The sequence below is a fragment of the Micromonospora sp. NPDC049107 genome, assembly GCF_040648595.1.
In the GTDB taxonomy this organism is placed as follows: Bacteria; Actinomycetota; Actinomycetes; order Mycobacteriales; family Micromonosporaceae; genus Micromonospora.
Genome location: NZ_JBEZEC010000015.1, coordinates 1 through 12,397 on the forward strand (window position 1 = coordinate 1; position 12,397 = coordinate 12,397).

General features: G+C 74.0%; 10 protein-coding genes. 3 read left to right on the forward strand and 7 right to left on the reverse strand.

All coding sequences use genetic code 11. The annotated features are described in order from the left end of the window. Positions 1–293 precede the first annotated feature (293 nt). Both ddaH and rocD read left to right on the forward strand, forming a co-directional pair. The gene (gene ddaH, locus AB0B55_RS29585; protein ID WP_357134883.1) at positions 294–1,109 is read left to right on the forward strand and encodes a dimethylargininase; all 816 of its coding nucleotides are present in this window, start codon (positions 294–296) and stop codon (positions 1,107–1,109) included. After that, the gene (rocD, locus tag AB0B55_RS29590) at positions 1,109–2,323 is read left to right on the forward strand and encodes an ornithine--oxo-acid transaminase (RefSeq protein ID WP_357175436.1); all 1,215 of its coding nucleotides are present in this window, start codon (positions 1,109–1,111) and stop codon (positions 2,321–2,323) included. Before ddaH ends, rocD begins: the two co-directional genes overlap by 1 nt. A 49-nt stretch (positions 2,324–2,372) precedes the next feature. Here the strand turns inward: rocD and AB0B55_RS29595 are convergent, their stop codons facing one another. The 7 genes from AB0B55_RS29595 to AB0B55_RS29625 all read right to left on the reverse strand — a co-directional run bounded on the left by AB0B55_RS29595 (position 2,373) and on the right by AB0B55_RS29625 (position 10,733). Further along, positions 2,373–3,527 carry an FHA domain-containing protein gene (locus AB0B55_RS29595; protein ID WP_357125731.1) on the reverse strand — a complete coding sequence of 385 codons (1,155 nt, stop codon included), beginning with the start codon at positions 3,525–3,527 and terminating at the stop codon, positions 2,373–2,375. Further along, positions 3,524–3,817 (reverse strand): 4a-hydroxytetrahydrobiopterin dehydratase, encoded by a 294-nt coding sequence (locus AB0B55_RS29600; protein ID WP_357125734.1) that lies wholly within the window; start codon positions 3,815–3,817, stop codon positions 3,524–3,526. Before AB0B55_RS29600 ends, AB0B55_RS29595 begins: the two co-directional genes overlap by 4 nt. Positions 3,818–3,886: 69 nt before the next feature. Further along, positions 3,887–4,939 (reverse strand): acyl-CoA desaturase, encoded by a 1,053-nt coding sequence (locus AB0B55_RS29605; protein ID WP_357175269.1) that lies wholly within the window; start codon positions 4,937–4,939, stop codon positions 3,887–3,889. Between the two features lie 134 nt (positions 4,940–5,073). Next, entirely contained in the window at positions 5,074–8,505 is a 3,432-nt protein-coding gene (locus tag AB0B55_RS29610; RefSeq protein ID WP_357175272.1) for a hypothetical protein, read from the reverse strand. Between the two features lie 48 nt (positions 8,506–8,553). Further along, a complete protein-coding gene (gene cutA / locus AB0B55_RS29615) occupies positions 8,554–8,874 on the reverse strand; it encodes a divalent-cation tolerance protein CutA (protein ID WP_357125743.1) in 321 nt (106 codons plus the stop codon). Positions 8,875–8,883: 9 nt separating this feature from the next. Continuing rightward, positions 8,884–9,900 (reverse strand): 1-acyl-sn-glycerol-3-phosphate acyltransferase, encoded by a 1,017-nt coding sequence (locus AB0B55_RS29620; protein WP_357125746.1) that lies wholly within the window; start codon positions 9,898–9,900, stop codon positions 8,884–8,886. Continuing rightward, the gene (locus tag AB0B55_RS29625) at positions 9,900–10,733 is read right to left on the reverse strand and encodes a patatin-like phospholipase family protein (RefSeq protein WP_355052803.1); all 834 of its coding nucleotides are present in this window, start codon (positions 10,731–10,733) and stop codon (positions 9,900–9,902) included. Before AB0B55_RS29625 ends, AB0B55_RS29620 begins: the two co-directional genes overlap by 1 nt. Before the next feature lie 164 nt (positions 10,734–10,897). Between AB0B55_RS29625 and AB0B55_RS29630 the strand changes: the two genes are divergently transcribed. Further along, entirely contained in the window at positions 10,898–12,397 is a 1,500-nt protein-coding gene (locus tag AB0B55_RS29630; protein ID WP_357175274.1) for a protein kinase, read from the forward strand.

Below are 12,397 nucleotides of genomic sequence, written 5' to 3' on the forward strand. Positions count from 1 at the left end.
GTGTTGTTTTTGGTGTTCAGATGTGTCCTCTTCCTATTTTAAGTTTAACACGCGGTTTGCGTCACCAGACCGGCTTCTGGTGACGCAAACCTCTTGATCACTGTTGGAGGGGTGAGCTGGCCTTCCTGCGCAACGGATCGTTGGTTGCTGTGCGTTACACGCAACGGATCTACGGTCTGCGCAAGTCTCGGTGGTGGATCCTTCCGCTGACGCCGCATAACGTTGAGCAACGGCGCCAGCCCGTGGGCCACGGTGGCCGGGCGCGCCCGACCCCTGGGAGCAGGACAATGACGATGGACGCCACCAGCCAGCGCCTCTTGATGTGCCGGCCGACGTACTTCGCCGTCGACTACGCCATCAACCCCTGGATGGACCCGAGCGCGCCGGTCGACCCCGCGCTGGCCGTCCGGCAGTGGGAGCAGCTTCGCCAGACGTACCTTGACCTGGGCCACACCGTCGAGGAGATCACTCCGGTGCCCGGCCTGCCCGACATGGTCTTCGCCGCCAACGGCGGCACCGTGATCGACGACAAGGCGATGGCCGTGCAGTTCCGCGACCCGCAGCGCGCCGACGAGGCGCCGGCCTACCGGGCCTGGTTCGAGGCCGCCGGGTTCGAGATGTACGACCCGAAGCACGTCAACGAGGGTGAGGGCGACGTCCTGCTGGCCGGCGACCACCTGCTGGCCGGCACCGGCTTCCGGACCGCCCACGCCGCGCACGCCCAGTTGCAGGAGGTCTTCGGCTACCCGGTGATCACCATGCAGCTCGTCGACCCGCGCTTCTACCACCTGGACACCGCGCTGACCGTCCTCGACGAGCGGACCGTGGCGTACCTGCCGGAGGCCTTCTCCCCCGGCAGCCAGGCCGTGCTGCGCCGGCTCTTCCCCGACGCCGTGCACGCCACCATGGCCGACGCCGAGGTGCTGGGCCTGAACGCGGTCAGCGACGGACGGCACGTCGTGCTGCCCGCGCAGGCCACCGACCTGGCCGCCAAGCTGCGCGACCGGGGTTACGAGACCATCGGTGTCGACCTGTCCGAGCTGCGTAAGGCCGGCGGCGGACCGAAGTGCTGCACGCTGCGACTCCGTCAGGGAAAGGCAACCAAGTGATCGTGGACGACAAGCTGCGTACGCCGGGAGCGGTCCGGGACGCCGAGCGCTGGACGGCGCACAACTACCACCCGCTGCCGGTGGTCATCTCGTCGGCCGAGGGCGCGTGGCTCACCGACGTGGACGGCAAGCGCTACCTGGACTGCCTGGCCGGCTACTCGGCGCTGAACTTCGGCCACCGGCACCCGCAGCTCATCGCCGCCGCGCACGCCCAACTCGACCGGCTGACGCTGACCAGCCGAGCGTTCATCCACGACCAGTTCGCCGACTTCTGCCGGGAGCTGGCCGAGCTGTGCGACAAGGACCTGGTGCTGCCGATGAACACCGGCGCCGAGGCCGTGGAGACCGGGATCAAGGTGGCCCGCAAGTGGGGCTACCAGGTCAAGGGCGTACCGGCCGGTCAGGCGAACATCGTGGTGGCCGAGGGCAACTTCCACGGCCGGACGACCACCATCGTCAGCTTCTCCACCGACGAGGACGCCCGCGCCGACTTCGGGCCGTACACCCCGGGGTTCACGGTCGTGCCGTACGGCGACCTGGACGCCCTCACCGCCGCGATCGACGAGAACACCGTCGCCGTGCTGCTCGAGCCGATCCAGGGCGAGCAGGGCGTGGTGGTGCCGCCGGAGGGTTACCTGCCGGGCGTACGCCGGGTCTGCACCGAGCGGAACGTGCTGTTCATCGCCGACGAGATCCAGTCGGGTCTGGGGCGTACCGGCCGGACCTTCGCCTGTGACCACGAGGGCGTGGTGCCGGACATGTACCTGCTGGGCAAGGCGCTCGGCGGCGGCATCGTGCCGGTCTCCGCGGTGGCCGCGAACACCGACGTGCTGGGCGTGCTCAAGCCCGGTCAGCACGGCTCCACCTTCGGCGGCAACCCGCTGGCCTGCGCGGTGGCCACCGAGGTCGTACGGCTGCTGGCGACGGGCGAGTTCCAGCGCCGCTCGGCCGAGCTGGGCGAGCGGCTGCGGGCCGGCCTGGAAGGGCTGGTCGGCAAGGGCCTCGTCGGCGTACGCGTCAGAGGCCTGTGGGCCGGTCTGGACATCGACCCGGCGCTGATGAGCGGACGCGAGGCGTGCGAGCGCCTGATGGAGCACGGCATCCTCGCCAAGGACACCCACGGCTCCACGATCCGACTAGCCCCGCCCCTGGTGATCACCGAAGAGGAGATCGACCAGGCCATCACGACGCTGGCCGAGGTGCTGGCTGCCTGACCCGGAACGTGTGAGTGGCGGGCGCCGACGTCGGCGCCCGCCACTCGCGTCACGGACGGGGTAGGCGCATCGCCATGGTGGGAGCCTCGGCCATTACCGAGGTGGGGGTGAACGGGGCGCCGGTCGGCAACTCCTCGGCGCGGCCGATCTGCACGCCGGGGTACAGCTCGATCATGTCGTTCTCGCCGAGGACCCGGGACTGCTGCGGGGCCAGCGGAATCCGGTCCGACTCGGCCATCGAGCCGGCCGGTCGGATGCCCGAGCCGTTGGTGCTGATGTCGGTCACGATGACCTCGCCGACCCGCAGCTCGAAGTGGACGTGACCACGGCTGATCCACCGCCGGGCCTCGTCGTTGAGCCACTGCCCGAGCATGATCCCGCCCTCCTGCTCGGGTGCCCGGCCGGCCACCACCGGCTGCTCCTCACTGAGCACGAACCGCCGCCGGACCAGGCCGCCGACGCGCACCGCGAGCACCTCCGTACGCGGACGCGGGCCCACGTCACCGAGCCGCGCGCCGTGTCGGGGGCAGGTCGGTACGCCGTTGCGCAGCGAGGGCGGCGGCTGCGCGGCCGGACTACGGTCGGCGCCGCCGGCGAGGTCGGCGAACGCGCCACCCCCACCACCGCCGCCGAACAGCGCGCACCCCGACTCCGGGCACCGCCACTGGCGGGCCAGCAGCTTCGCACCGGTGGGCGAGCGCTTGCCGGCGACCGGGGCGTGCCCGCCGCCGACGTGCGCGATGAACACCGGACCACCCGCGCCCGGCACCGGGGCGACCACCCGACCGGGCTGCTCGACCAGCCACGGGAACCGCCCACGCAGCCCGTCGAAACGGACCCGGGTGAGCACCGGCACGCCCAGCAGGTCGGCCACCTCCAGCATCCGGTCACCGGGATTGTCGAGCACCTCGACCAGCCCGTCGTCCGCCCAGCGGCGGACCACCATCCGCTCGTTGGAGGTCAGGTCGGCGTCGGAGAGCAGCGCGCGGTGCACCACCGCGTACACCTGGACGCTGTCCTCCTCCAACTCGCGGGAGAGCGCGTCGATGACCATGCCGAGGCGTAGCAGGCTCGCCGGCCGACCGCCGTCGATGTCCTGGTAGCGAATGATCTCGGCCAGGTCGAGCACCGCCCGGACCAGCGACGGGTCGGTGCAGACCCGCCCCTCGATGGCGTCCAGCACCTTGCTGATCTCAAATCTCATGCCGCGCTCCGGACGATGTCGTCAATCCGCCTGGCCAGCTCGATGTCCCGGTGGGTGACCCCGCCGGCCGAGTGCGTGACACAGCGGAAGGTCAGGGTCCGCCATCGGATGTCGATGTCGGGATGGTGGTCGATCTCCTCGGCCACCGCCGCCACCCGGTCCACCACCGCGATGGCGTCCGGGAAACTGCCGAGCTGGGCGGTACGGCCGATACCGGTCGGGTCGCCCGACCAGTCGGACAACCCGCCCAGCTCTCTCCGCACCGCGTCCGCGGTGAGCAGGTCTGCCATGACCAGACCCTACCGGTGGCGCACCCGCCGCGTCCGACGCGCCACCGGTGGACGGCACAGCGGGACGTGTCAGCCGCGCAACGGCCGGCCCACCTCGTGCAGGTGAGCGAGCGCCTGCCGGTACGACTCGACCAGACCCGTTTCCGCGTACGAGATGCCCTGCTCGGCGCAGTAGGCGCGCACGATCGGCTGCGCCCGACGCAGGTTGGCCCGGGGCATGTTCGGGAACAGGTGGTGCTCGATCTGGTAGTTGAGCCCGCCCAGCGCGGTGTCGACCAGCCGGCTGCCCCGCACGTTGCGCGAGGTCAGCACCTGCTTGCGCAGGAAGTCCAACTCGTCCTCGGCGGTCGGCATCGGCATGCCCTTGTGGTTCGGCGCGAACGCGCAGCCCATGTAGAGGCCCCACAGCGCCTGGTGCACGGCGGCGAAGAGCAGCGCCTTGCCCGGCGACATGACCGCCAGCAGCAGCGCCACGTAGCCGACGGTGTGTGCCACGAGCAGCGCCGCCTCGGCCGCGCGGTGCCGCATCGGGGTGGCGTACCGGCCGTCCGGCCCCCGGCCGACGATCGCCCGGATGCTCGCCGCGTGCAGGTTCAGACCCTCCAACAGCAGCATCGGAAAGAACAGGTACGCCTGCCGTCGCGCCAGCCACCGACCGAACCCTCGCGTACCCAGTGCCTGCTCGTACGTCCACACCAGGGCGCCCGCCCCGACGTCCGGGTCCTCGTCCTCGTGGTTCGGGTTGGCGTGGTGCCGGTTGTGCTTGTCGACCCACCAGCCGTAGCTGAGCCCGACCGCCGCGTTGCCGGCGACCAACCCGACCAGCTCGCTGGGAAGGCGACGACGGAACATCTGGCGGTGTCCCGCGTCGTGGCCCAGGAACGCGACCTGGGTGGTGGCGACCGCCAGCACGACGGCCAGCGCCACCTGCCACCAGGAGTCGCCGACGAGGACCACAGCGACCCAGCCGGCCACGAACGCGCCGAGGGTGAGCACGATCCGGGCGACGTACGAGGCGGGCCGCCGCTCCAGCAGACCGGCCTGACTGACCCGTCGGGACAACTGTGCGTAGTCACTACCCCGCCGTCGTGCGGGCCGTTCCGCCACCGCTCCGAGCGCCATCGCTGCTCCCCGCTTCATGTGGATCGGACCGGACGGTCCGGGCTCACCGTCAACCCTGCCCAAAAAAGTTGCGCTGAGTAACCCTGGGAACCCCCGTACGGGGGGTAGGGCGAGCCCTACCCCCCGACCTCGACTCAGCCCAGCCGGGCCACCACGGCGCGCAGTCGGGCCAGGTCACGCCGCCGCCGCTCGTAGCTCGCGGCCAACCCGATCAACGCCAACCCGCCGACGCCCAGGTAGATCCACCGGGGTAGCAGGTCCCAGCCACGGGCCAGCTCGTGCAGCGCCAGGGCCGCCAACACCGCGCCCCCGACCAGCACCGGCGCCTGCCAGCGACGGCGGGCCCCGGCCAACACGATGCCCAGTGCCGCCGCTCCGAGCAGCAGCCGCCGCCACGGCTGCGGGTCCGGCCCGGCCAGCACCGACACCAGGCTCGGCACCAGCGCCGCGACCAGCCCCGGACCGAGCGCCGGCCAACTGGTCAGCCCCGGCCGGCTCCGCATCGCCAGCAGCCCCGCCCCGACGGCGAGCGCCGCCGCCGGCAGGGTGTACGCCTCCAGCACGGTCACCCCGCCCGCCGCCAGCAGCACCCACGCCCCGAGCAGCTCACTGCCGGCGGCGACGGCCGCGAACCGCCACCGTCGACCGGCCGGCTCGCCCCGCCGCAGCAGCCGCAGCGCCACGGCCACCCCCCACAGCACGCAGACGGTCGCGAGATGCCGGGCCGACTCGACGGCGAGCACCGCCGCCACCAGCGCCACCGCCTGCGCGGCGGCATCCAGCACCCGGCCGACGACCAGCCGCCGGCCGCTCGCGGCGGCAACGGCGAGGACCAGCACGGCCACCCCCAGCAGCGGGTACGCCGCCGCCCGCACCGGCAGCCCGCCGGCGAGCGTCGCCGACACCGCCAACGCGCACGCCGCCCCCACCGCCGCGACGCTGCCGGCGACGCGTACCCCGGCCAGCCGCGCCCCGACGCCGATGACCACGGCGGCCACGACGAGCGTGCCCTCGGCCACGAGCGTGCCGGACCGGGTGGCCAGGAACCCCGTCACTCCAGACACGGCCAGCACCGCCCCCGTCGGTGCGACGAGCGACGCGAGCGCCCACCGGGGCGTCAGCAGCGCGGCGAGCAGCAGCGCGGACACCCCGGCGAGCAGGGTGGCCGCCGGCAGCACCGGCCAGGGCGCGCCCACCGCGACGAGCAGCACCGGCAGCGCGGCACCGGCGAACGGCACGGCCGCCAGCACGGGTGGGCGTACCCGCCAACCGGCCAGCACCGCCGCCACCGCCAGCGTGCCGAGCGCCAGCCCCGCGGGGAGCAGCCCACGGTCGGCGACGACGGTCGGCGCGCCGGACCAGACCGGCCCGGGGATGCCGTACGGCGTGAACAGCGCCCCCCACACCGCCGGCAACGCGGCCAGCGCCGCGACCCCCGCCAGCACCGCACCCGCCGCCACCAGCACACCCGACGCGCCGACCATCGACGGCCCCCCGACCGCCGGCTGTTCCCCCGGCCCGGCCGGCTCGTCACCGGTCGCCGACAGGCCGCCCCAACGGGCGACGAGCACGACGCCGAGCGCCGCCAGCGCGGCGTACAACGTCACCGGCTCGTCCCCCGCCGCCAGCAGCGGCGCGACCCCGGCCGCCAGCGCGGCGACCACCGAGCCCGGCACCGCGTACCCGATGAGGTCGGTCCGGCGGCGACGCACCGCGAGCACCGCGACCAGCGAGAGCCCGGCGGCGGCCAGGGCCGCGCGGGCCTGCCACCACGGCGGCGAGCCGGCCGCGAACACCGCCGTCGCGGCGACGCCGGGCAGCGCGAGCTGCGCGACCAGCACACCCACACCCGCCACCCGGCGGTACGCCCCGACCCCCCGCCGCGACGCCACCGCCACCCCGAGCACCCCGGCGGTGCCCAACGCCACCGCCACGCCGACCGGATCGGCAAGCGCCACCAGCAGCGCGTGCCCGAGCAGGACCGCGCCGCCGGACGCCCAGCCGAGCAGAATCGCCGGTCGGGTCGCCGGACGGGCGAGCACGGCGAGCAGCAGCATGGACGCACCCACCAGGTCCACGGCCACCACCGTCGCCCACGACGCCGTCCAGCCGGCCGGAACGGCGAGCAGCACCGCCACCGCGCCGGCCGAGGCGAGCACCGCCCACAGGCGTCGGGGCAGCAGCGACACGGTCGCGGCCAGCGCCAGTGCCACGGCGGGCGCCAGCTGCCACCCCCAACTCAGGTCCGGCCCCCAACCGGCCCCGTGCCACGGTGGCAGCGACCGGGCGGCGGCGGCCACCGCCAACGCGCCGGTGATCAGCACCGTGATCTGCGCCGTGCCGGCGGCGACCAGCAGCGCGCCGGCACGCGGCCCGGCACGCCAACCGATGGGCAGCAACCGCACCACCCCCGCCAGGACGAGCGCCACCGCCGACGCCGCGAGCAGCAGCAGCGACGGACGCAGCTCGCCCACCGGGCGCAGCAGCGCGGCGGCGAGCACCGGAACCAGCAGCCCCGCGGCCACCGCCCGCAGCGCCGCGCCGCCGACCAGCCACGCCGCGCCGACCCCCGTCACCGCGACCAGCAGCAACGGCGCCCCGGCCAGCAGCGGCGTGCCCGCCGCCCGCCCCAGCAGCAACGGCACCAGCGCACCCGCGGCGGCGGCGACCAGCGCGCCGACGTGACCCACCCCGGCGAGCACCCGACCGGCGAGCCGGCCGCCCGCCACCCCGTCGCGCAGCGCGACCAGCACCCCCAGGTCGAGCAGGGCCACCCCGAGCAACACCAGCGCCCAGCCGTCCGCGCCGACCTCGGCCTCCACCGCGAGCAGCGGCAGCACCGGCTGGGCCGCCACCAGCGCGGTGAACCAGGGCCCGGCCAACCCGCTGAGCCGCCCGTACGCGACGGCGACCACCGCGCTGACCCCCCCGACCAGCGCGGCGTACCGGGTGCCCGGCCAAGCGGACACTCCGGCCAGGTCCACCGACCAGGCGGCGTACCCGTCGAGCAACACCAGCAGCAGGCCCACCGCGGCGAACGTCTCCGCCGTCCCCCGTAGACCCCGCCGGACCACCAGCAGCGGGACGGCCAGGACCAGGGCCGTGACCGCCGCCAGGATCAACGCCCGGCCACCGACCCCCACAGCCGCCCAGGCCACCGCCGTGAAGACCACCGCCGCCGTGCCGAGCAGCAGTCCACCCAGGACGAACAGCAGCCCCTGGACGGTCCGCGTCGAGGTCTCCGCCACACCGGGTGCCGGCGTACCCACCGCTGGCGTCGACGCGGCGAGCGGCGTCGCCGGCACGACCGGAGTCCCCGCCGCCCGCTGTGCCCGCACGACGGCAGCCAGCTCGGCACGCCGCCGCGAGGTCGCCGCCAGCAGGCCCGCCAACTCGGTGTACGTCCGGCGGGCCCGCTCAACCTCGGGTTCGAGCCGAGCCACCTCCCGGCCGAGTCGGACCACCTCGGCCGCCGTCGGGTCCGGTGGGCGGTGGCAACCGGCGCAACCGGCGCTCAGGTCGGCCGGGCCGCCGCAGGCGGGGCAGGGATAGCGGGTGTCGTCCACCCGGTCATCATCGACAAGCCGGTGGGGTACGGCCCAGAGTAGGCGTACCTAGGGGCGGGTGTGGTCGTGCACCCAGGCCGCGTAGGCGGGGTCCCCGCTCTCCACCCTGGACACGAGGATCTCCGGAACCTCGTACGGATGGCTGGCCCGGATCTGGTCCACCAGCGCGGCCAACCGGTCCGGCGCGGTCTTGAACAGCACGGACCACTCGGTGCTGGTCTCCACTCCGGAGCGCCACCAGTAGGTGCTGTCCACCTGACCGCCGACCTGGGCACAGGCGGCGAGCCGCCCGGCGACGGCCGCGGCCGCCAACACGTCCGCGACCGAACGCGCATCCACCACCGTCGTCACCACGCAGATCTGCTCCACGAGCGCACCCTACGCGGAGACCTCACGGTTGGCGGCGATCCACGTGTCGATCTGCGCCCACCAGTCGAAGAGCCAGTCGATGCGCTGCTGCCGCCCGGTCGGCACCTCCTCCGGCGGCACCGACCAGAACCGCATCACGATCCGCTTGTCCATGGGCAGTTCCCGCCACACGTCGCCGATGCTGACCAGCTGGTCCAGGCCGGTGTGGGCGACGAAGATGACCCCGGCGTCCGGTGCGGCGTCCAACGCGGCGAGCACCCCACCGGGCTGCGGGGCGAGCACGTGGCGCATGCGTTCGGCACGCCTCGCCATGCGTTCCATACCGAGCGAGCGGAGCCGGGCGATGGCGCGCAGTCGCCGCCTCGGGGTGAAGTTGCCGCCCTCGGGGAAGATCACGAAGGCGTCGTTGTCGTCCAGCCCGGTGGCCAGGTGCCCGACCTGGCGTACGGTCTCCTCGCCACGCTCCGCCGTGGGCGCGATGAACCGGTTGGGCAACCTGTTGAGCAGCACGTCGATCGCCGGGTCCCACTGGAGGCTGTCCTTGAGGACGATCCGCGGCTCCCGCTTGAACCAGTTGACCAGCCCGTGGATCAGGATGAACGAGTCGCCCGGCCCGGCGTGCCGGCACAGCACCAGCTCGGGCCGCCCGGGCAGGGCAGTGTCCGGGTCGGTGCCGACCACGTCGATGCTCAGCCGCAGCGACCAGCGGGCCTGCCAGAACAGCACCCGCAGGAACCAGCCGGCCAGCACGTAGTGCGCGCGCTGGAAGGCCGGCGACCGGCTGCGCCAACCGAAGCCCGAGGCGAGCCAGAGGACGAACAGGGCGAGCAGCGCGGCGGCGTCCCAGACCAGGTAGACACAGCCGATCCAGAGCAGTCGCAACGGACGCAGCCGGCCCGGGACCAGCGGTGAGGCAGCCGCGGCCAGCAGCGCCCAGACCGGCAGCGTGGTCACCACGACCACCGCGAGCAGCACCACGCCGGGAGCGATCAGCAGCCGCCGCAACCACCTGGGAGGAAGCGGCATCAGCGTTCCACGTGAGTGGCGAGGTAGCGGCGGGAAGCGGTGTACGCCCGGCTGATCCGGCGGCCCACCGCCGCCATGTCCCGGTACGCCCACGGCGTGTCGTCGCGCGGATTCAGCCCACCGGTCGGGAGGACGTGCACCTCCACCCCCTCGGGCAGCGCGGCCATCTCCCGGAAGAAACGGTGCCGGCGGGAGATCTCGAACGCCACCTGCGCGATCTCCCACGGCCGCCGGGGCGGCGTCAGCTCCCGTTCGATCCGGCCCACCTGAAGGACGAAGACCTGACTCGCGCCCGCGGCCACCGCCTCGCCGATCGGGATCGAGTTGACGATGCCGCCGTCGATGTAGTGCGCGCCGTCGATCTCCGTGGGCGGGAGCAGGCCCGGCACCGACGCCGACGCCAACACCGCCGGAACGACCGGGCCGCTGGTGAACCAGTGCTCGGCGGCCCGCTCGATGTGGGCGGCGCAGCAGCGGAACGGCACCCGCAGGTCGGCGAAGGTGGTGTCCACGCCCAGCTCGGATTCGAGCAGCCGGCGCAGCGGCCGGGGCGAGTGCAGATGGGTACGGGCGGCGAAGCGGCGCAGTTGTCGGGCGACCGAGTCGCCGTACACCTCGCTGGCCTCGGGTGACGCCCAGAGCCGGACCAGCCGGTCGGTCACCGCCTCGGACGGGTCGGCGGCGACCAGCGCGCCGTTGACCGCGCCGATCGACGTGCCGAGCACCATGTCGGGCTGGATGCCGGCGCGGAACAGCGCGCGCAGCATGCCCACCTCGACGGCGCCGAGCACCCCGCCGCCGCCGAGTACGAACGCCACCGGTCCCGGAGCCATGTCCTCATCCTGGCACGGGCCCGCCGCCCACCCACGGCCCGCCGCCAGCGGACGGTCGGCGCACCCCAGCCACCGTCCGCCGACGATCCGTACCGTCGGCGTTGACAGGGTGGACACATTCGCGCAACCTGATACCGCTCCCACCCCGAGGGCAGGTGCGATCCGTGAAGGCAGCATTGCATCCGGGCCGCTTGCTGGCCCGCAGGTACCGACTCATCGACCAGATCGGTGCCGGCGGCATGTCGGTCATCTGGCGCGCGCGGGACGAGGTGCTCGACCGCTTCGTGGCGCTCAAGGTGCTCGCCGCCTCGCTGGCCGCCGACGCGCGGTTCCGCGACATGGTGCGGGAGGAGGCGCGCGCCGCCGCCCAGTTGGTGCACCCGCATGTGACGTCGGTGCACGACTACGGCGAGACGGTCGACCCGGACGGCTCCATCACCTCGTTCGTCGTGATGGAGCTGCTCAGCGGCGAGGAGCTGGAGCTACGGCTCACCGAGGGGCCGCTGCCGTGGCCCGAGGCCGTCGAGGTGGGGGCCCAGGTCGCGGATGCGCTGGCCGCCGCGCACCGGCTGGGCATCGTGCACCGGGACATCACCCCGGCCAACGTCATGATGACGGCGATGGGGGTGAAGGTCCTCGACTTCGGAATCGCCACCCGGATCGGCGCACCGGACGAGGACGAGGACGGCGGCACCTTCGGCACCCCGGCGTACGTCGCCCCGGAACGCCTCGACGGCGCGCCCGCCCAGCCGGCCACCGACGTCTACTCGCTCGGCGTCCTGCTGTACGAGGCGTTGACCGGGCGGGTGCCGTACCCGGCGGACACCTGGGAACAGCTCAGCGCCGCGCTCGCCGGCGGCCCCGCGCCGACGCTGGCCGGCGTGCCGGAGCTGCCCACCGAGGTCGCCCGGATCTGCCTGCGCAGCCTCGCCCGCGACCCGGCCGACCGGCCGACGGCCCGGCAGGTCGCCACCGTGCTGCGCGGGCACCTGCTGACGCCCGAACCGCCGACCGCCACGATCGCGGTGCCGGTCCCGACCCTGTCGGGTTCGTTGCCGCAGCCGGCCGTTGCTCCGGCCGCGCGGGCGGGCGTCGTGACGGTGGTACGCGCCGACGACGTGGCCCGGCCGCTGACCTCGCCCGGTGACGGTACCGGCCGGTCGTTCCGACGTCCGGCGCTGCTGCTGATCCCGGTGGTCCTGGCCGTCGCCGTGGCGCTGGCCGGGGTGGCCCTGCTCCCCGACGACCAGCCGCGTCGTCAGGTCCAGCCCACGGCCGGCCCGACGACGCCCGCGACCAGCGAGCCGCCGACCGATCCGCCCGCCACCCAACCGCTCCAACCGGCGCCGGCGAAATCGTCGGCGCCGCCCAGCGTCGCGTCCACCGCCGGGCCGGGCACCCTCGCCGAAGCTGGCCTCCGCGTCAACGGGCTTGTCGACGCCGGGGTGCGCGACGGGGAGATCCGTAGTGATGTCGGCCTCGACCTGCGCCAGTCGCTGGGCAACCTGCTCGTCGCCGTCAGCTCCGGCCGGGACGAGCTGGCACCATCGGTGGCGCGGCTGCGGGCGAAGGTCGCCGTCCGGCTCGGCGAGGGAGCGATCAGCCCGGCGTACGCGCAGCGGCTCGACGCCGCGATCGCCGAACTGGGCGCGGCACGTGTCTGA